This window comes from Micromonospora sp. RTBAU3-60 (assembly GCF_054963695.1).
The window spans coordinates 36,619-55,959 of record NZ_JBUEGB010000030.1 but is presented as its reverse complement, the minus strand read 5'-3'; the positions used below and the strand labels follow the sequence as shown (position 1 = coordinate 55,959).

15 protein-coding genes are annotated in these 19,341 nt (G+C 70.3%); 9 read left to right on the top strand and 6 right to left on the bottom strand.

The genetic code is table 11. From position 1 onward, the window contains the following. Positions 1-45: 45 nt before the first annotated feature. Complete coding sequence (locus tag ACY34I_RS25460) at positions 46-1,425, bottom strand: extracellular solute-binding protein (RefSeq protein ID WP_462757537.1); 1,380 nt, start codon at positions 1,423-1,425, stop codon at positions 46-48. Between the two features lie 188 nt (positions 1,426-1,613). On the opposite strand from ACY34I_RS25460, the gene ACY34I_RS25455 reads away from it, so the two are divergent. Genes ACY34I_RS25455 through ACY34I_RS25440 form a run of 4 tightly spaced genes read left to right on the top strand, consistent with a single transcriptional unit; the run spans position 1,614 to position 5,559 of the window. After that, entirely contained in the window at positions 1,614-3,176 is a 1,563-nt protein-coding gene (locus ACY34I_RS25455; protein WP_462757536.1) for an amino acid adenylation domain-containing protein, read from the top strand. A 50-nt stretch (positions 3,177-3,226) separates the two neighbouring features. Continuing rightward, positions 3,227-4,408 (top strand): acyl-CoA dehydrogenase family protein, encoded by a 1,182-nt coding sequence (locus tag ACY34I_RS25450; RefSeq protein ID WP_462757535.1) that lies wholly within the window; start codon positions 3,227-3,229, stop codon positions 4,406-4,408. A 21-nt stretch (positions 4,409-4,429) separates the two neighbouring features. Further along, complete coding sequence (locus tag ACY34I_RS25445) at positions 4,430-4,672, top strand: phosphopantetheine-binding protein (protein ID WP_148801213.1); 243 nt, start codon at positions 4,430-4,432, stop codon at positions 4,670-4,672. A 5-nt stretch (positions 4,673-4,677) separates the two neighbouring features. Continuing rightward, positions 4,678-5,559 carry a phytanoyl-CoA dioxygenase family protein gene (locus ACY34I_RS25440; RefSeq protein ID WP_462757534.1) on the top strand — a complete coding sequence of 294 codons (882 nt, stop codon included), beginning with the start codon at positions 4,678-4,680 and terminating at the stop codon, positions 5,557-5,559. Positions 5,560-5,759: 200 nt separating this feature from the next. Here the strand turns inward: ACY34I_RS25440 and ACY34I_RS25435 are convergent, their stop codons facing one another. Then, entirely contained in the window at positions 5,760-6,284 is a 525-nt protein-coding gene (locus ACY34I_RS25435) for a winged helix-turn-helix transcriptional regulator (protein ID WP_462757533.1), read from the bottom strand. A 73-nt stretch (positions 6,285-6,357) separates the two neighbouring features. Between ACY34I_RS25435 and ACY34I_RS25430 the strand changes: the two genes are divergently transcribed. Beyond that, the gene (locus ACY34I_RS25430; RefSeq protein ID WP_462757532.1) at positions 6,358-6,951 is read left to right on the top strand and encodes a dihydrofolate reductase family protein; all 594 of its coding nucleotides are present in this window, start codon (positions 6,358-6,360) and stop codon (positions 6,949-6,951) included. Positions 6,952-6,979: 28 nt separating this feature from the next. On the opposite strand, the gene ACY34I_RS25425 is transcribed toward ACY34I_RS25430, so the two are convergent. The 4 genes from ACY34I_RS25425 to ACY34I_RS25410 form a co-directional block, all read right to left on the bottom strand. Beyond that, positions 6,980-7,909 (bottom strand): Gfo/Idh/MocA family protein, encoded by a 930-nt coding sequence (locus ACY34I_RS25425; protein WP_462757531.1) that lies wholly within the window; start codon positions 7,907-7,909, stop codon positions 6,980-6,982. A gap of 7 nt (positions 7,910-7,916) precedes the next feature. Then, positions 7,917-9,260 carry an NDP-hexose 2,3-dehydratase family protein gene (locus ACY34I_RS25420; RefSeq protein WP_462757530.1) on the bottom strand — a complete coding sequence of 448 codons (1,344 nt, stop codon included), beginning with the start codon at positions 9,258-9,260 and terminating at the stop codon, positions 7,917-7,919. Then, positions 9,260-10,516 (bottom strand): class I SAM-dependent methyltransferase, encoded by a 1,257-nt coding sequence (locus tag ACY34I_RS25415; RefSeq protein ID WP_462757529.1) that lies wholly within the window; start codon positions 10,514-10,516, stop codon positions 9,260-9,262. The genes ACY34I_RS25420 and ACY34I_RS25415 overlap by 1 nt, the downstream gene beginning before the upstream one ends. Positions 10,517-10,699: 183 nt before the next feature. Next, positions 10,700-11,851 carry a DegT/DnrJ/EryC1/StrS family aminotransferase gene (locus ACY34I_RS25410; RefSeq protein ID WP_462757528.1) on the bottom strand — a complete coding sequence of 384 codons (1,152 nt, stop codon included), beginning with the start codon at positions 11,849-11,851 and terminating at the stop codon, positions 10,700-10,702. Positions 11,852-12,251: 400 nt separating this feature from the next. On the opposite strand from ACY34I_RS25410, the gene cmdF reads away from it, so the two are divergent. The 4 genes from cmdF (at position 12,252) to ACY34I_RS25390 (ending at position 19,338) form a co-directional block, all read left to right on the top strand. Continuing rightward, positions 12,252-13,871 (top strand): tyrosine 2,3-aminomutase, encoded by a 1,620-nt coding sequence (gene cmdF / locus ACY34I_RS25405; protein WP_462757527.1) that lies wholly within the window; start codon positions 12,252-12,254, stop codon positions 13,869-13,871. A gap of 13 nt (positions 13,872-13,884) precedes the next feature. Next, positions 13,885-16,047 carry a molybdopterin oxidoreductase family protein gene (locus ACY34I_RS25400; protein WP_462757526.1) on the top strand — a complete coding sequence of 721 codons (2,163 nt, stop codon included), beginning with the start codon at positions 13,885-13,887 and terminating at the stop codon, positions 16,045-16,047. A gap of 56 nt (positions 16,048-16,103) precedes the next feature. Beyond that, entirely contained in the window at positions 16,104-17,567 is a 1,464-nt protein-coding gene (locus ACY34I_RS25395) for a multicopper oxidase family protein (RefSeq protein WP_462757525.1), read from the top strand. A 268-nt stretch (positions 17,568-17,835) separates the two neighbouring features. Then, positions 17,836-19,338 carry a 4-hydroxyphenylacetate 3-hydroxylase family protein gene (locus ACY34I_RS25390; protein ID WP_148801202.1) on the top strand — a complete coding sequence of 501 codons (1,503 nt, stop codon included), beginning with the start codon at positions 17,836-17,838 and terminating at the stop codon, positions 19,336-19,338. Positions 19,339-19,341 lie beyond the last annotated feature (3 nt).

Here is a 19,341-nt window from a genome sequence, read left to right as displayed (position 1 = left end):
GCGGGCCTGGTCCCGGTGCTGGTCCTCGACGACCGGGACGGTTGGTCAGGCGCCGATCCGTAACCGCTCCGGTTCCGACTGCGGCAGCGCCTGCGCCGCCTGGCCGTCGTTGGCGGTGCCCGAATCCACCCGTCGCGCGTACTCGTCAAGCAGTTGCTGAGCCTGGTCGTTGGCCTGGCTGAATCGCGCGACCAGGTCCGCGCCGTCGACCAGCACGTCGTGCATGGCCTGCACACCCGCGCTCTGGATGGGCAGGAAGTTGCCCAGCACCGCGCCCCGGGTGGCGGGGGAGTCGGGGCTCATGCGGAGCTGGTCGATGGCGGCCCGCTCGTGCGGGTTCCGGTCGTACCAACCCTCGCTGGCGAGCAGGTCGATCGACGCCTCGGTGGAGGGGATGAACGTCCGCCCGTGGTCGTAGATGCCGCGGGCGTTGCGCGGGCTGTTCAGGAACTGCATGAGGGCCAACGCGCCGTCACGGGTCCGTTCGTCCAGCCCGTCGCGCAGCCACAGCGACTCACCGGCGATGACGCTGCCCGCGTAGCCGGCCCGCTCGTTGTGAGGCATCGGGCCCGCCTGCACGCGGAACCCGGCCCTGCGGGCCGCCCGGATGATGGGCCCGGCCTCGACCGAGGTGCTGACCAGCATCGCCGCGTCCCCGGCGGCGAACGTTTCCATGCAACCCCACCAGTCCGACGACTTGCCGGTGTAGAGGTAGTGGCCCGCCCGGTGCAGGTCCCGCCACCAGGCCGCGTAGGCCAGCATCTCCGGAGACGTGAAGTACACCTTCTCGCTACGGCCCGACCGGCCGTTGTCGTGGTCGGCGAGCAGCCCGCCCTGCTGGGCCACGGACTGCTGGAACAGCCAACCGAAATTGGGCCAGGTGATCCCGCCGCGACGCGCGCCGTCCCGTCCGGCCACGGCGGCGCACGCGGCCTCCACCTCCGACCAGGTGGCCGGTGGTTCGGCGATCCCGGCGGCCTGCAGCGCGTCCATGTTGGAGAACAGCAGAAGGGTGGAGGTGTTGCGCGGCATCGAGCGCAGCTCGCCGTTGAACGTGTGGTAGGCCCGCATGTTGGACACGATGTCGTCGAGGACCACGGGCTCACCGAGGATCTCCGCCCGCCCGCCCACCGCCTCGGTGACCGAGGTGAAGAACGGCCGCCCCTCCGGGTCGCGGAGGTCCTGGACCTCCTGCAGATACGTGTACTGGTACGAGGCGATGTGCGGCGCCGTTCCCTCGCGCGCGGCCCGCGCCATCTCCCGGGGGAAGGCCCCCACGTTGACAGCTTCGACGACAGCCCGGTACTGCGGGTGCCTGCGGTTGAACTCCTCCGCCTGTCTCCGGATCGGGTCGACGAGCTGTTGCCACATCGGCCAGCGATTCAGCCAGAGCTTGATCGTGAGCTTGTCGGCTGATTCCTGCATCAGTCCTGCCACCTCAGGTCGGCGCCGGGGATATTCATACGGTTCTCATGCTCTGCGCCGTCACCGGCGGTCGCATCTCCTCGCTTGCTTCGGAACTCCCGCAGGCGGGCACGCGTGAAGAGGACCTCCCCCGGCGCCGCGGGCCAGACTTCAGGTCCGGAGGCCGGACCGTAGTGGAGGTGTCCGCCATGACCGCACCCGTTCTCGCGCCCGGCGCGCCGGTGCACCTGCTCGTCAGGCGCCGCGCCGAGGCCGCGCCCGAAGCCACCGCCATATCGTGGGGTGACAACGCCGTCTCCGCGCGCGATCTCGACCGGCACGCCGCACGAATCGCCGCCGCGCTGACCGGCCTCGCCGGCCGCCCGATCGCCGTGCGAGTGCCCCCCGGGCCCGACCGGTACGCGGCACTGCTCGGGGTCCTGCGCGCCGGCGCCTTCCTGCTGTGGTCAGGCACCGGCGCGGCCGGCGAGCGCGGCCGCGCCATCCTCGACGCGGTACGCCCGGCTGCCGTGCTGACCGGCGGTACCGGCGACGAGCTGAGCGACTGGCACACCGAACACACCGGCGTCCCGCAGATCGACGTGACCGCCCTGCCGGACGTGACATCAACCGAACCGGACGTCTCGCCCCAGGACTGGGCCTACCTCGCGCACACCTCGGGCTCCACCGGCCGTCCCAAGGGCGTGCCACAGACGCACGCCGCGCTGGCACAGTTCAGCAACTGGTTCGCCACCGAGTTCGGGCTGGCCCCCGGCGTGCGAGTGGCGCAGTGGGTCGCCCCCGACCACGACCCCGCGCTGTGCGAGACCTTCGCGACGCTGGTGGCCGGCGCGGTGCTCTGCCCCGTGCCGGATCCGGTCCGCGCCCACCCCGGCCGCCTGCTCGCCTGGCTGGTCGCAGAGCGGATCGACGTCCTGCAAACCGTGCCGAGCTTCGCCCAGCAGCTGCTCACGGAGAGCACCGAACGATCCCGGGTGCCCCTGACTCTGCGACGGCTGCTGCTGATGGGCGAGGCCGTCCCGGAGAGCCTGGTCCAGGGACTCCAAGCCGCGGCGCCGGGAATGGCCCTGGCCAACATCTACGGCCCGACCGAGACCGTCGCCGCGACCTGGTACCAGATTCCGCCCGCCAGCCAGGGCGTCGTACCCATCGGGCGGCCGATTCCCGGCCGGGACGTGCTGCTACTCGACGAGCTGGACCGCGAGTGCCCGTCCGGCGTGGTGGGCGAAATCGTGGTCCGCAGCCCGTACGTGACCCCGGGCTACCTCGGCGATGAACCCGGCGATCCGGCCTTCCGCGCCGTGCCCGGCCGTGGTCCCGGACCCTGGTACCGCACCGGCGACCTCGGCCTGCGCCGCGATGACGGGCTGCTGGAGTTCCGTGGCCGCCGTGACCAGCAAGTGAAGATTCAGGGGCATCGGCTGGAACTGGCCGAGATCGAGTCCGTGCTGCTCGAGCACGGCTCCATCGCCGAGTGCGCCGTGCTCGCCGTGACCGGCGCCGACGGCATCGTCACCAAGCTGGCCGCGTACGTCGTGCCGCATGACGGGCCGAGCCCGGCCCACTGGCGCGCCCACATGCGGCAGCGCTTCGGCGACGTGATGCTGCCGATGGTCTTCCGGGTTGTGCCGCGCGCGCTGCCCCGCAACGAGACCGGCAAGGTCGACCGCCGCCTGCTGGCCGAACTGGGCCAGCAGGCGACGCCGCCGGCCGACGGCCAAGACAGCAGCTCAGGAGATGCGTCGCAGTGACCCCAGCGGCCAGAGTCACACCTAACGGCGTTCGGACCCGAGGAGAATCAATGGAAACAGTCACCACGCTGCCACGAGCGGAGCTGCTGCGGCGCGCGGTCGAGCTCGGCCCCCTGCTGAGGAACAACGCGCAGGCGTCGGAGGAGCAGCGGCGGCTCAGCATCGAGACGCTCGAAGCCCTGGGCGGCTCCGGCCTGCTGCGCATGCGGGTGCCGCAGCGCTTCGGCGGCTACGAGTCCGACATGCGGACCGTCACCGAGGTGCTGGCCGAGCTGGCGCGCGGCGACGGCTCCACCGCCTGGACCGCGTCGGTCTGGCTGATCAGCAGCTGGATGGTCGGCCTGTTCCCGGACTCCGTGCGCGAGGAGGTCTTCGCGGAGCCGGACGTGCGGATCAGCGGCATCCTCAGCCCGAGCGCCATGGCGGTGCCGGTCGACGGCGGCTACCAGGTCAACGGCAAGTGGTCGTTCAACACCGGCTGCCTGCAGAGCGCCTGGAACGTCAACGCCGCCGTCCGGCCCACCCCCGACGGGCAGTTCGAGCCCGTGATGGTCCTGATCCCGATGACTGACCTGCAGGTCATCGACGACTGGCACACCACCGGGATGCGCGGCTCGGGCAGTGTCTCGACGGTGGCCGAGAACGTCTTCGTGCCCGAGGACCGGCTGCTGCCGATGGGCCCGGTGATCGGCGGGGCGCACCCGCTCCAGCAGGATCCGTCGGCTCCGATGTGGCGGGCGCCGTTCATGCCGATCGCCTGCACCACGGTGGGCGCGGTCGCCTACGGACTGGCGCAGGCGGCCCGGGACGCGTTCCTCACCCGGCTGCCCGGTCGCAAGATCACCTACACCGACTACGACGAGCAGAGCGCCGCGCCGCTGACCCACCACCAAGTCGCCGGCGCGACGATCCGGGTGGACGAGGCCGGCTTCCACATCCTGCGGACCGCCGACCAGATCGACACGAAGGCGGCCACCGGCGAGCCGTGGACGCTCGAGGAGCGGGCCCGGGCCCGGCTCGACCTGGGCGCCGTGTGCCTGCGCGCCAAGGAGGCCGCCGACCTGCTGGCCGGCGCTAGCGGCGGCACCTCGCTCCAGCTCAACGTGCCGATCCAACGCATCGAGCGCGACATCAAGGCGCTGAACCTGCACGCGATCATGCACCCCGACACCAACTTCGAACTGTACGGGCGGGTGGCCTGCGGGCTCGCCCCCAACACCCAGTACCTCTGATCTCCTGCCAGGAGGAGCGACATGACCACTCAGCAGCAGCCGGCCACCGCGGACATCGCCCAGCGGGTCGCGGCTATCTGGACGGATGTCCTGGGCGATCAGCCGGGCACGTTCTTCGAGCTCAACGGGCAGTCCATCGCCGCCGTGCAGATCGCCGCGGCGGTCGAGGAGCAACTGGGTGTCACCCTCGACATCGGCGACCTGTTCGAGGACCCGGACCTGGAGACCCTCACCCGTAACATCCTGGCCCGCGTCGAGGGGTGAGGGGGATGGCCGAACTGACCCACGTCACCCCGGCCACCTCGCTCGACGACGTCGTGGAGATCCTGGAACGCGACGGAGCGGTGATCGTCGAGGACTTCGTCGACGCCGAGACCCTCGCCGGGCTCCGGGCGGACCTCGGGCCCGGCCTCGAGGCTTCGGCTTACAGCGAGAGTGGTTACGACGGGCAGAAGACCAAGCGGCTGTCCAGCCTGTTCCACCGGTCACCGCGCCACATGACCAGCGTGGTCACTCAGCCGCAGTACCTCGGCGCGGCCCGGCGCCTGCTGCAGCAGCCCACGCACATGTGGATCGGCAAGGTCCGGATGGAGGTGACGCCGAGCATTCAGATCAGCTTCACTCAGGCGATACGCATCGATCCGGGCCAGGGCCGGCAGCCGTTGCATCGCGACGATGCGATGCATCTGTGGCGGCATCCGGGACCACCGTGCCGGCTGCAGCTGATGCTGGCCATGACCGACTTCACCGCGGCGAACGGCGCGACCTTGGTCATCCCCGGCAGTCACCACTGGGACGACGAGCGGGCGCCGGCGTACGCCGAGACGGTCCCGGCCGTCATGCCCGCCGGTTCCGCGCTGCTCTGGCCGGGCGGTGTCTACCACGGCGGCGGAGCCAACACCACGGACTCGTCGCGGATGAGCCTCTCCGTCGCGCTCGACCTGGGCAACCTGCGGCAGGAGGAGAACCAGTATCTCGCGGTCCCGCGGGAGACCGTGCAGACCCTGCCGGAGGAGGTGCAGCGGCTGCTCGGCTGGGACCGCTGCCCGCCGGGCCTCGGCCAGGTCGAGGCGCAGGACCCGCACCTGCTGCTGGAGCGGACGCTAGAGGAGTTGGCCGTCCGGCCGCGTGGTGCGAATCCGTTGATGTAGCGCCCGCCCGGGGTCTCACCCGACCCGGTCGGTTCCGGCGGCGCGCCGATCGTGAGCCGGTCCGCGCCGTCACCAGGCGCAGCCGGTGCGCTCTGCGAGAGCAGGCGCACCGGCTGCGGCGTGTGACGCCCGGCGGATCTCGGCGGGCACGGCCCCGTCCGACGGTCGGACGGGGCCGCTCGCGACGTGTCGGGGTCGGCTCATCGATCCATTGACGGACCCGCCACGCTTTCGCAGCCGAGGCGTTCCCGCTCGGCGACGTACGCGGCGTTCAGGCGCTCGAAGGGGCCCGGGCCGTGACACGGCTTCGGCGGGGCGCCCAGGTGGCGGACCCGAAGCTCGTCCATGAGTTCCTCGATGAACGCCGGGCCCGCATCGCGCATGAACTGCTGCCGGCTGCGGAGCGCGTCGCCGCCCGGGCGCCAGTCGAGGCCCCAGTTGCCGAGCGCGTAGATGATCGGAAGGGTCTGGATACCAATTTCGGTGAGGCTGTAGCGCGCGCGCTGCCCCCGCGCGGCGGTGCCGCGGGTGAGGATCCCCGCCTCGACGAGCCGCACCAGGCGGTCGGCGAGGATGTTCGACGCGATGCCCTCGATCGACCCGGTGAGCAGCGCCCGGAAGTAGCGGCGGTCGCCGAAGATGACGTCGCGAAGCACGAGCATCGACCAGCGATCTCCGAGCACCTCGACGGCAGCGTTGATCGGACACCCGGACCGTGGTTCCACGCTTCCTCCTTGACAGGTATGTCGCCCTCCATATAGTAGTTGCAGAGCGCAATCACTATGGGAAGAGAAGACGATGGGCCGCTTCGTGTACTGGATGAACGTGTCCCTCGACCTGCGCATCGAGCAGGTTCCCGGGGACAACGGCGCCGGCGAGTGGCTGCGCATCGACGAGGAGCTGCACCGCGAGTTCAACGCGCAGGCGCGCGCCCTCACGCTCATGGTCCAAGGGCGCGTCATGTACGAGATCATGGAGGAATACTGGCCACGCGCCCGCGGGGACGTGTCGCTGCCGGACTTCCTGCGTGAATACGGCGAGATCTGGACCGCCAAGCCCAAGGTGCTCGTCTCCCGCACCCGCCACGACGCCGGTCACGACACCCGGATCATCGGCGGCGACGACGCTATCGAGCAACTCGCCGCCCTCCGAGCCACCACCGACGGCACCATCGGTGTGGGCGGCGCGATGCTGGCCACGCAGCTGCTCCGGGCGGGCCTTCTCGACGAACTGCTGCTCTTCACCCACCCGGCGATCCTCGGCTTCGGCCGGCCGCTCTTCGACGACTACGACGTTCCCATCGAGCTCGACCTGATCGAGCAGCGGTCGTTCAAGCAGGGCGTCACGATGCATCGCTACGCCATTTGCGACGCGAGCGAGACGAGCCCGTGACGAGGGTCCCGCCGGGTCTGCCGGGCGATCAATCGCGCGTCCCAGCAGCCTGATCCACCCTTCCGGAGAGACCGAGGTCGGCGGCGCGGGTGAGGTGGTCCCGGGTCCGGGCATCGCTCAGCAGCGGCTCGTCGAACTCCCGGGAACCCGATCCGGCAGCCTCCAGCACCCGGGTCAGGAACAGGAGCATGCTGTCGGCCGGCGGAAGCTGGTGAGACTCGGCGGTGCCGTGGACGGCCACGCGCACGGTGGGGGAGAGGTCGGGCGGCGCCGAGAACGGGCGCTCGAAGTCCACACCGGCGTCGGGGCCCAGCAGGTGCAGGGCGTTGCGATAGCCCGTGGTGAAACCGAACTGGCCGATGACCGTGCGGTCGCCGGGATAACCGGCCAGCACGCTGTAGGAGAGTTCCAGGCCGTCTGGAGCCCGATCGCCGACGATGACCTGGACGCGGTCCGGCTCGGCGCCCCACAGGACACGGCCCAGGGACGCGAAGTAGGGGCCCGTGTCCAGGAAGGCCCCGCCGCCCCGCGAGCGATCATGGCGGAAATCGGTGGCAGGCACCGGTGGGGTGAAGACGGCGACGGCCTTGGTGAACGTGGCGTCCAGTGCGCGGGCCCAGGCGAACATCGGATGGTACGAGTAGCAGGTCGCCTCGGCCAGGACCAACGACGACTCTCGGGCCAGGGCCATGGCCGACCTCGCCTCGGGCAGGGTCAGGAACGCGGGCTTGTCGACCACCACGTGGTTTCCGCATCTCAATGCCCACAGCACGGCCTCGGCGTGCTCACCGTTGGCCAGGGAGACGTAGACCAGGCCGGGCTTGCGGCCGGCCAGGGCGCGCCAGTTCGTGCCGTCGCGGCGGCTCGCCACGGTGATCGAGTCGAAGGGGAGCGCGGCAGCGGCGGGCAGGACCCGCCGCTGCGCGAAGCGCGACTTGCCGATCAGGAGGAAGTCCATGCGGCTCCTAGAGAAGGCAGGCCATCAGGCTGCGGGCCTCGACGTTGACGTAGTAGCCCATCGACACCAGGCGGTCCAGCAGGCCCAGCGTCATCCAGCGGTGGGTGGGCGGAACGTCCACCTCCTGGCCGGGCGGCAGTTCGATGACCACGTGGCGGGTGTCGGCTCGCAGGAAACGGCCGCCGTCCTCCGACTGCACCGAGTTGTGCCGCACCTGTGACCGCGCGTCGGAGAGGTATTCCACCAGCGGAGGGAGATCGGACGGGCTGCGGTAGCCGGGGGCCAGCTGGATGGTGGCGGCCAGCTCCAGCTTGTCTGTCAATCCGGGCTGCACCAACGCCTGCACCAGGAACTCGAGCGCGCCGGCCCGGCGCCGGCAGAGGAATGCGACAAGGTTGCCGGGCACCGGCTCCAGCATCGGCTGCGTCCAGCTGCTGACTTCGCGGCTGGTCGCGGTGACCTTCAACCCGACGATGCGGAAGTAGCCGCCGTCGCGGTGGCGGATGCCCTCGTCGTCGGCGATCCATTCGTCCATGTCGGACAGCGCGGTGCGGCGGACGTCGAGCGTGTAGACCTCCTTCTGGTCGATCATCCACGTCATGGCGTCGGCCAGGTCGGCGTCCGAGCGGTTCCGGCGATGCGACGCGACCACGGCCGCGTGGAAGTCGTTCTCGGGATCCGGGCCATCGCCACCGGCATAAGAAATACAGGCCAGCACCGTGCGGGCGTTCATGTTTACGTGTCCCGCGGCCAGTTGTCCCCGGATCTGCCCGAGGGTGAGCCAGGCGAAGTCGTCGAGCCGTGGCACGTCCACGTCCGGCGGGATCTCGACGATCATGTTGCGGTTCCGCTTGTGCAGGTACCACGACGCGTGCTCGGAGAGCAGCCGGTCGACCAGCACCCGGCCGCGCGAGGGGCGCAGGAAGTACTCCAGGTACGGTGTGGACCGGCCGCCGTGCACGCGCTGGTAGTTGCTCTGCGTGGCCTGCACGGTCGCCGCGTACTGGACCAGGCTGGTGTTGCCGGGCTCCATCTTGACCTGCATCAGGAAATGCGGCACGCCGTTGAACCGCTTGACCAGGATGCCCAGGATGCCGATGTCGGGCTGCACGATGATCGGTTGGTGCCATCCGGGCACGGGACCGAAGTTGGTACGGATCGCCAGGCCCTCCACGCTGAAGAAGCGACCCGAGGTGTGGACCAGCCGGTCACCCAGGCGCCACTCGGCGAGCGACGACAGCGGCACCTCCGTCACGTCGTACGTGGCGGAGGCGGACCGCTGCTTGAGGAACAGGTCGGCGTCGACCGGCCCCTCGGTGACGAGCGCCGAGGCGAGAAACCCGGCCTGCATCAGATCGGCTCCGACAGCGACGGCAACGGAAAGATGAGCTTCCCGCCGGCGGCGACGAACTCCCGCTCCCGCTCGATAAAGCCCTGTCGGTGCACCCAGGGCAGCACGAACAGCTGGTCGGGGCGGCGGGCCTTGGCGTCCTCCTCGGAGACGATCGGGATGCCGGAGCCGGGCGTGACCGCGCCGTGCTTCTCCTCGCTGACCTCGCCGATGCACGGCAGGTCGTCGGTGGTCAGGCCGCAGTACTGGAGAATGACGTTGCCCTTGGTGGATGCGCCGTACCCGATGGTCTGCAGGCCGGCCTTGCGCGAACGGTCGAAGAACGCGCGCACCTGATCGCGGTGGCCGGCGACGCGGCGGGTGAACGCCTCGTACGGCTGATCGGTGTCGAGCCGCAGCGCCGCCTCGCGCTGCCGGATGCGTTCGATGCCGGCGTGGTCGACCCGGTGCTTCGACGGGTCTTTGACCAGCGTGACGCAGAGGCTGCCGCCGTTCACGTCGGTGATCTCCGCAGTGGTCAGGGTGAGCCCGGCACGTGCCGCCATCCACTCGATCTGGCGCAGCTGGTAGTACTCCAGGTGCTCGTGACAGATGGCGTCGTACGCGGGAATCTCCAGCAGCGGCAGCGCGTAGCTCATCTCGATCATCCACACGCCGTCGTCGGCCAGGATGTCGCGTACCTCGGTCATGAAGCCGAGCGGATCGGGCAGGTCGTAGAACATCGCGATCGCAGTGACGATCTTCGCCTTGCGATCGCCGTACCGTTCGGTGAAGGCGTCCCTGGTGAAGAAGTCGGGGATCAGGGCGATGTCGTCCGGGTAGAACTCGCGCCACTTCTCGCCGGTAGGGTCGATGCCCACCCGGGTGACGTTCGACGGGTACGCCTTGAGCAGCGTCGCGTCGTTGCTGCCGATGTCGAGCACCAGGTCACCGGGGCTCAGCTCGACCATGCCGGTGAGCGTGGCTACCTTGCCGTTCAGGTGGTTGACCATGAACGGACGGATGCTGGAGCGGTAGCCGTAGTGCTCGCCGTACATCAGCGACAGGTCCGCGGTGTGCCGCATCTGCAGGAGTCCGCAGCCGCTCGGATCGCAGCGCACCAGCTCCAGCGGGGCGATCTGCACGTCCTCGCCGGGGCGGGGGAAGATGCCGGTGAGGGCCTGCATCCCCAGGTTCAGCACCGGCACCAGATTGGGGTTGCCGCAGATCCGGCAGGCGGTGCATTCGGTGACGACCGTGTCGGCGCCGATGGTCATGATGCCTCCGTTGGTGAGTGGCGGGCGGTCAGCCGATCGAGGGCCGAGACGATGTCGTTCGGGGTTGGGCAGTTCGTCGCAGCGGTCGCGTGGCGGGCGAATTCCGCACCCGCTGGAGCCTGGCGTGCGGCAGGCCGACGGTCAGGTAGCCGGCCTCGCCTACATGCGGGCCGGCGCCCCCTCTCAGGCAGCCACGACCGGCGTGCGCCGTTCGACCGCCGTGCGGAACAGCCGGGCCACCTGCTCGACCTCGGCGTCGGTGAGTGCTTGGTGCAGCGGGAGCAGCAGGGTGTTCGCGGCGGCGGTGTCTGTGCCGGGCAGGCGGGCGTCCGAGCCGTAGAGCGGGACGCGGTGCAGCGGCGGATAGCGGAACGTCGTGTAGACACCGTTGTCCAGCAGCTCCTCGGCGATGCCGTCGCGCAGCGCCGGGTCGACCTGAACCCAGTAGAAGTAGTGCGTGGACACGTGCCCTTCGGGCGGCCGCGGGCTGAGCCGCACACCCGGCAGGCCCGCCAGCATCCGGTCGTAGGCCGCACAGATCTCGCGGCGGCGCGCGACAAAGCCGGGCAGGCGGCGCAGCTGGACCTGGCCGATGGCCGCGGTCATGTCGTTCCCAATGAGCCGCTGGCCGACCTCGTGGATGGTCTGGTCCCACCAGCGGCGCGGATCGCGGGCCATCGCCGCGAAGGCGCCGCGGTCCTGCATGCCGTGGTAGGCTAGGCGGTGGGCGCGGCGGGCCAGCTCGGGATCGCGCAAGTAGATCATTCCGCCGTCACCGGTGGTGATGATTTTGCGCGAGTCGAAGCTCCAGATGCCGATGTCGGCGAAAGTGCCGCAGGCCTTCCCGTCCACCCGGGAGTAGACCGCGCAGGCAGCGTCCTCGACGAGCGGGATGCCGCGCTCCCGGCACAGCTCGGCGATCCCCACCACCTCGCCCGGGTGGCCGCCGTAGTGCAGGATCGTCACCGCCTTGGTGCGCGGGGTGAGACAGGCGGCGATGTCCCCCACCGACGGGTTCAGGGTGCGCGGGTCGACGTCGCAGAACACCACGCGGGCACCGGTGGCGGCGATCGTGTTGGCGTTCGCCACGAAGCTCACCGACGGCACCACGACCTCGTCACCCGGACCGAACTCGAGCAGCTTGGCGGTCAGGCCCAGCGCCGAGGTGGCCGAGTTGAGGAACAGCAACGTCTCCGGCGGTACGCCGACGTGCTCGCCGAAGGCGCGCTCGAACTCACGCGTCCGGGGGCCGTAGCCCAGCCAGTTGCTGTCGAAGGCCTCGCCGACGGCCGCGAGCTCCTCGGCGCCCACGCTCGGCTGAAACACGTTGATCATCGGCGTCCTTTCCGGCGTACTCGTCCAGCTGGGCCTGCGCCTCGGCGGTGGCCCGGGTGAAGCGGGCGGCCGGGTCAGTGGCTTCATGCTCTGCGACGGCGGCCGGCGGTCGCATCTTCGTCGATGCCGTCCGCGCCAGGACCGGGTCGCGAAGACCATGTGCATGTCGGTGCCGGCCAGCCGCGCCTTCTGCCCGACGGCGAGGGTGAACCCCTTGCCGCGCAACAGGTCCACGGCGGCGGCAGCCGGCCCTCCAGGTCGTGCACCTCGATGACCAGCTCCCCTCGGGTGCGCGCCGAACACCACCAGGGCAAGCGAAGAGGTGCGGCACCCGGTCCGCCGGTGATGGCATCGATGCGCAATCAGGCGTCCTGTCATCACACCTAATCGGGAGCTGCACATGACCACGGTGGAAACCGATGTCCGAGTCGAGTTGGACGGCGAGACGCTCGACGTGCCGCGGGTGCGCCAGGTTGCCGAGGAGCACGTGCCGGTCGTCCTCGGCCCGCAGGTGCTCAGCCGCGCCGCCGCGAGCCGTGAGCAGTTCGAGGAGACCGTCCGCCAGAACATCCCGGTGTACGGGGTGACGACCGGCTACGGCGAGATGATCTACATGCTGGTCGACACCGCCAAGGAGACGGAGCTTCAGACCAACCTGGTCCGCAGCCACAGCGCCGGCGTCGGCCCCCTGTTCGCCGAGGCGGAGGCGCGCGCCGTGGTCGCCGCCCGGCTGAACGCGCTGGCCAAGGGGCACTCCGCGGTGCGGCCCGAAGTGCTCGAGCGCCTCGCCCTCTACCTCAACGAGGGCCTCACCCCAGCCGTACCGGAGATCGGCTCGCTCGGCGCCAGCGGAGACCTGGCCCCGCTCGCACACATCGCCAGCACGCTGATCGGCGAGGGCTACCTGCTGCGCGACGGCGTCAAGACGCCGACCGGCCCGGTGCTGCGCTCGCTCGGCATCGAGCCGCTGCGGCTGCGTTTCAAGGAGGGCCTCGCCCTGATCAACGGCACCTCGGCGATGACCGGGGTAGGCGCCCTGCTGGCCGAGTACGCGCTGGCCCAGGCCCGGCACGCCGAGATCGCCGCCGCGCTGGTCATCGAGACGCTGCAGGGATCGATGAGCCCGTTCCAGCCGGAGGGCCACGACATCGCCCGGCCGCACGCGGGGCAGATCGCCAGCGCCGCCAACATGCGCACGCTGATGGCCGGCAGCAAGCTCACCGTCGAGCACGCCGACCTGCGCAAGCAGGTGGCAGCCAGCAAGGAGAACGGCAACGGCAACGGCGGGAACGTCTACCGCTCCGAGGTCTATCTGCAGAAGGCGTACTCGCTGCGGGCCATCCCGCAGGTCATCGGCGCGGTGCGGGACACCCTGTCGCACACCCGGCTCAAGCTCGAGATCGAGCTCAACTCGGCCAACGACAACCCGCTGTTCTTCCCCGGCAAGGAGATCTTCCACGGCGCGAACTTCCACGGCCAGCCGGTCGCCTTCGTGATGGACTTCCTGACCATCGCGCTCACCCAGCTCGGCGTGCTCTCCGAACGGCGCAGCAACCGGCTGCTCAACCGGCACCTCAGCTACGGCCTGCCGGAGTTCCTGATCAAGGGCGAGCCCGGCCTCAACAGCGGCTTCGCCGGCGCGCAGTACCCGGCCACCGCGCTCATCGCGGAGAACCGCACGATCAGCCCGGCCAGCACCCAGAGCGTCCCGTCCAACGGCGACAACCAGGACGTGGTCAGCATGGGCCTGATCGCCACCCGCAACTGCCGGCGCGTGCTGCGCAACAACAACATCATTCTCGCCCTGGAGTTCCTCGCCGCCGCGCAGGCCGTGGACGTCTCCGGCCGCCGGGACCGGCTCAGCCCGGCCGGCCGGATCACCTACGACACCATCCGGTCGCTGGTGCCCACCCTCGACGACGACCGCTACATGGCCGACGAGCTCGAACTCGTCGCCGCCGAGCTCGAGCGCGGCACGGTACTCAAGGCCCTCGGCGACGCCGGCGTCAGCCTGCACTGACAAGGAGAGATTCGTGACCGGCACGCGGACCGCGTATCGCACCTGCCCGCTCTGTGAGGCCGTTTGCGGCCTGCGCCTGACCCTCGACGGCGATCGCGTCACGTCGGTGACCGGCGACAAGGACGACCCGTTCTCCAAGGGCTACATGTGTCCGAAGGGCGCCACCCTGGGCCGCCTCGACGAGGACCCGGACCGGCTCACCGGCCCGATGGTGCGCGAGGGCGAGTCGTGGCGCCGGGCCGACTGGGACGAGGCGTTCGCGATCGTGGCCCGCGGCCTGGACAGGGTCATCGCCGAGCACGGGCGGGAGGCGCTGGCGCTCTACTACGGCAACCCGACCTTCCACACCATGGCCGGCATCCTCTATCGAGGCCCGCTGGCCATGGCGCTGGGCACCCGCAACGTGTTCTCGGCGAGCACCGTCGACCAGATGCCCAAGCACGTGGCGTCCGGGCTGATGACCGGCGACCCGTGGGCGGTGGCGGTGCCCGACCTCGACCGCACCGACCACCTGCTGATCATCGGCGCCAACCCGGCGGTGTCCAACGGCTCGCTCTGCGCCGCGCCGGACTTCCCCGGGCGGATGCGGCGGCTGCGCGAGCGCGGCGGGCGGATCGTGGTGATCGACCCGCGACGCACCCGGACCGCCGAGCTGGCCGACGAGCACGTGTTCGTGCGGCCCGGCAGCGACCCGGCGCTGCTGTTCGCCATGGTGCACACGATGCTGGCCGAGGACCGGGTCACGATCCGGGTGCCGGTGGCCGGCCTCGACCGGCTGCGCGAGCTGGCCGCCCCGTTCACGCCCGAGCTGGTGGCCCCGTTCTGCGGCGTCGAGGCGGAGACGATCCGGCGGCTCGCCCGGGAGTTGGCCGCCGCGCCCACCGCCGCCGTCTACGCCCGCATCGGCACCTGCACCGCCGAGTTCGGCACCCTCGCGCAGTGGTTGGTGGACGTGCTCAATGTGCTGACCGGCAACTTCGACCGGGCCGGCGGGGTGATGTACGCCAAGCCGGCCACCGCCGAGGTGCACAAGAGCCCCGAGCCGTTCACCGCCGGGCGCTGGCACAGCCGGGTGCGCGGCTTCCCCGAGACGCTCGGCGAGTTCCCGGCCGCCACCATGGTCGACGAGATCGAGCAGCCCGGTCCCGGTCAGGTGCGGGCTCTGGTCACCATCGCCGGCAACCCGGTGCTGTCCACCCCGGACGGCGGCCGGCTCGACCGTGCGCTGGACGGCCTCGAGTTCATGGTGGCGGTCGACCCCTATCTGAACGAGACCACCCGGCACGCCCACGTGATCCTGCCGCCGCCGCGCACCCTCCAGATGCCGCACTACGACTTCCTCATCTCCACCATCCAGGTGCGCAACTATGCCCGGTACTCGCCGGCGGTGCTGCCACTCGGCCCCGAGCAGCGCAGCGAGGCCGAGATTTTGGAGCGGCTCACACTGATCGCGATGGGACTGGGCGCGCAGGCCGACCCGTCCGGGCTGCCCGAGCAGATGCTGAGCCAACTGCTGTCGGCCATCCCGGTGACGACCCGCGCCGAACTGGACGGCGACGACGGACCGGATCTGCTGCTCGACGCCATGCTGCGGATGGGCCCGTACGGCCTGACCCGCAAGAAGCTGCTCGACTACCCAAACGGCATCGACCTGGGCCCGCTCGAACCTCGGTTGCCCGAGATCCTCAAGACGCCGTCCGCGCGGGTCGAACTCGCCCCCGAGCCGCTCGCCGAGGACACCGGCCGGCTGCGCGCCGCGATGAGCCGCCCGCCCGCGCCGATGGTGCTGATCGGGCGCCGGCACCTGCGCTCGAACAACAGCTGGATGCACAACGTGCCCGCGTTGACCGGCGGCACCAACCGCTGCACGCTGCAGATCCACCCGGACGACGTGGCCCGGCTCGGGCTCGGCGGGCGGGCCCGGATCAGCTCGGCCTCGGGCGAGCTGGAGGTGGAGCTGGAGCCGACCGACACGATCATGCCGGGGGTGGTGAGCCTGCCGCACGGGTGGGGGCACCGGCGCACCGGACAACGGGTGGCCGCGGACCGGGCCGGGGTCAACGTGAACGAACTGACCGGCGGTGCGGTGGACGTGCCCTCCGGCAATGCGGTCTTCAATGGCGTGCCGGTCACCGTGGAGCCTATTCCCGCAGGAAAGCAATCTGGAAGATATTAGGCCGCGATTTGCGAACATAGAATCCCGCTCACAAACCGAGTGGGGGGGAAATAGCGATGAGAAGACGGGCGATCCTGGTTGCGGGCGGATCGGTGGCGGGCGCGGTGCTGCTTTCCCGGGGGGCGGCCGCCACCACCACCGAGCCGGCCACATCCACTGCGGCCCACAAACATGCGCACGGCCCGGCCGGGGCCACGCCGCGCAAGGGGGCGCCGCTCACTGTCGCGCCGTTCCAGACGCGCATGCCGGTGCCACCGGTCGCGGCGCCGATCCGGCAGACGGCGGAATACGACGAGTACGAGATCGCGGTGCGGCCCGCTCAGCTCGAGCTGGTGCCGGGCCTGACCACCGAGGCGCTCACCTTCGGCGGTGGCTGGGTCGGCCCGACCATCCGCGGCTGCACCGGCCGGCCGGTCAAGGTGACCTACCGCAACCAGCTCGACACGCACACCAACGTGCACCTGCACGGCGGTCACGTGAAGGCGATCGACGACGGGCACCCGATGGACATGATCCTGCCGGGCGCCGCCAGGACCTACTACTACCCGAACAAGCAGCGCGGGGCCACGCTCTGGTACCACGACCACGTGCACGGCGACGAGGCCGAGCACACCTACCGCGGGCTGCACGGCTTCTACCTCATCGACGACCCGGCCGAGAGGGACCTGGGGCTGCCGACCGGCTCGTACGACGTGCCGATCATGCTCACCGACGTCGAGCTGGACGCCGACGGCTCGCTGATCTGGGGCTTCCCGACCGACCGCAACAACGTCGTGGTCAACGGGAAGGTCAAGCCGTTCTTCCCGGTCGCCGCCCGCAAGTACCGGTTCCGTGTCCTCAACGCGACCAACGAGGGCACCTACACGCTGAGCCTCGACAAGGGGCAGATGTGGCAGATCGGCTCGGACGGCGGCCTGCTGCCCGCGCCGGTGGCCCGCACCTCGGTCTCCCTCAGCTCGGGCGAGCGGGCGGACCTGGTCGTCGATTTCACCGGCCTGCCGGTAGGCACGTCGGTGGTCCTCAGCGACGCCGACAAGGGGCCGGTGCTGCGTTTCGACGTGGGCTTCACCGGCACCGACCGCAGCAAGCTTCCGCTCCGGTTGCGGCCGCTGCCCGCGTTGCCCGCGGCCACCCAGCAGCGTGAGGTGCACCTCCGGTTCGATTTCAGCAGCGAAGAACCGCGCCCTATGATCAACGACCAGCAGTTCGACCCGAACCGGGTCGATTTCACCATCAAGCGCGGCACCACCGAGATCTGGACCGTCTACAACGACGACGTCGAGGCCGGCATCGCCCACAACTTCCACCTGCACCTGACGCAGTTCCGGGTGCTGAGCCGCACCGGCACGCCGATGACCCCGGACGACGCGGGGCTCAAGGACACCGTACGGGTGCCGGCCGGCACCTCGGTGCGGCTGCAGGCGACCTTTACCGACTACGTGGGGCGCTACGTCTACCACTGCCACTTCCTCGAGCACTCCAGCATCGGCATGATGGCGCAGATGGAGATCGTGCCCTGAGCCGGTCGGCCACCGTGGCCGCCCGTCGCTGAGCATCGGCGGAGATGCCGTGCCGACCACCCCGGTGTGAGGCTGTCGGCATGACCGTCATCTCGAACGTGGGTGAGCCGGGCGTCACGCCGCCGGCACCCCCTTCCGCCCCGACCGAGTTGATCGAACGAGCCCGGGCCATGGCGCCCGGGCTCGTCGCATGGCAGCGTGCGGACGGCGGCCTCCAGCTGATCCACGGTGCGACCGCCCCGCTCGCCCGGCGAGGCGGAGCAGGGCGATGACCCGGCCGCTGACCGGGGAGGAGTACGTCGAGAGCCTGCGCGACGGCCGTGAGGTGTTCCTCTACGGCGAGCGGGTCAAGGACGTCACCACCCACCCGGCCTTCCGCAACCCGGTGCGGATGACCGCCCGGCTGTACGACGCGCTGCACGACCCGGCCCACCGTGACGTGCTGACCGCGCCCACCGACACCGGCTCGGGCGGCTTCACCCACCCGTTCTTCCGCACCCCGCACACCGTCGACGACATGATCGCCGACCAGCGCGCCATCGCGGCCTGGGCGCGGATGAGCTACGGCTGGATGGGGCGCAGCCCCGACTACAAGGCGTCGTTCCTCGGCACGCTCGGGGCCAACGCCGGCTTCTACGCGCCGTACAGCGACAACGCCGAACGCTGGTACCAGGAGTCGCAGGAGAAGGTGCTCTTCTGGAACCACGCCATCGTGCACCCGCCGGTGGACCGCAACCGGCCGCCGGACCAGGTGGCCGACGTCTACATCCGGGTCGAACGGGAGACGGACGCCGGTCTGATCGTCAGCGGCGCCAAGGTGGTCGCCACCGGGTCGGCGCTGAGCCACTACAACTTCATCGCCCACTTCGGCCTGCCGATCCGCAAGAAGGAGTTCGCGCTGATCGCCACCGTGCCGATGGGCGCGCCCGGGGTGAAGCTGATCTGCCGTCCGTCGTACGGGGCGAACGCGGCTGCGGTCGGCACGCCGTTCGATTACCCGCTCTCGTCCCGGCTCGACGAGAACGACACCATCCTGGTGCTCGACCAGGTGCTGGTGCCGTGGGAGAGCGTGTTCGTGTACGGAAATCTCGGCAAGGTGCAGATGTTCGCCGGCCAGTCCGGCTTCTCCGAGCGGTTCACCTTCCACGGCTGCACCCGGCTCGCGGTCAAGCTCGAGTTCCTCGCCGGCCTGCTCGCCAAGGCCCTGGAGCTGACCGGCACCAAGGACTTCCGCGGGGTGCAGAGCCGGCTCGGCGAGGTGCTCGCGTGGCGCAATCTGTTCTGGGGCCTCTCGGACGCCGCCGCCCGCAACCCGGTGCAGTGGAAGAACGGCGCGCTGCTGCCCAACCCGCAGTACGGCATGGCGTACCGCTGGTTCATGCAGATCGGCTACCCGCGGGTCAAGGAGATCATCCAGCAGGACGTGGCCAGCGGGCTCATCTACGTGAACTCCAGCGCCGACGACTTCCGCAACCCGGAGATCCGGCCCTACCTCGATCGGTACCTGCGCGGCTCGGACGGCTCCGACGCCGAGCAGCGGGTCAAGGTGATGAAGCTGCTCTGGGACGCGACCGGCACCGAGTTCGGTGGCCGGCACGAGCTCTACGAGCGCAACTACGCCGGCAACCACGAGAACACCCGGGTCGAGCTGTTACACGCGCAGACCGCGACCGGGCTGATCGACGGCTACAAGGCCTTCGCCGAGCAGTGCCTGGCCGAGTACGACCTGGACGGCTGGACCGCCCCCGACCTGTGGACCCCGGAACGCTGATGG

Coding starts and splice junctions, on each gene's coding strand:
- ACY34I_RS25460 (WP_462757537.1), bottom strand. CDS start 1,425: ATGCAGGAATCAGCCGACAAGCTCACGATCAAGCTCTGGCTGAATCGC.
- ACY34I_RS25455 (WP_462757536.1), top strand. CDS start 1,614: ATGACCGCACCCGTTCTCGCGCCCGGCGCGCCGGTGCACCTGCTCGTC.
- ACY34I_RS25450 (WP_462757535.1), top strand. CDS start 3,227: ATGGAAACAGTCACCACGCTGCCACGAGCGGAGCTGCTGCGGCGCGCG.
- ACY34I_RS25445 (WP_148801213.1), top strand. CDS start 4,430: ATGACCACTCAGCAGCAGCCGGCCACCGCGGACATCGCCCAGCGGGTC.
- ACY34I_RS25440 (WP_462757534.1), top strand. CDS start 4,678: ATGGCCGAACTGACCCACGTCACCCCGGCCACCTCGCTCGACGACGTC.
- ACY34I_RS25430 (WP_462757532.1), top strand. CDS start 6,358: ATGGGCCGCTTCGTGTACTGGATGAACGTGTCCCTCGACCTGCGCATC.
- ACY34I_RS25425 (WP_462757531.1), bottom strand. CDS start 7,909: ATGGACTTCCTCCTGATCGGCAAGTCGCGCTTCGCGCAGCGGCGGGTC.
- ACY34I_RS25420 (WP_462757530.1), bottom strand. CDS start 9,260: ATGCAGGCCGGGTTTCTCGCCTCGGCGCTCGTCACCGAGGGGCCGGTC.
- ACY34I_RS25415 (WP_462757529.1), bottom strand. CDS start 10,516: ATGACCATCGGCGCCGACACGGTCGTCACCGAATGCACCGCCTGCCGG.
- ACY34I_RS25410 (WP_462757528.1), bottom strand. CDS start 11,851: ATGATCAACGTGTTTCAGCCGAGCGTGGGCGCCGAGGAGCTCGCGGCC.
- cmdF (WP_462757527.1), top strand. CDS start 12,252: ATGACCACGGTGGAAACCGATGTCCGAGTCGAGTTGGACGGCGAGACG.
- ACY34I_RS25395 (WP_462757525.1), top strand. CDS start 16,104: ATGAGAAGACGGGCGATCCTGGTTGCGGGCGGATCGGTGGCGGGCGCG.
- ACY34I_RS25390 (WP_148801202.1), top strand. CDS start 17,836: ATGACCCGGCCGCTGACCGGGGAGGAGTACGTCGAGAGCCTGCGCGAC.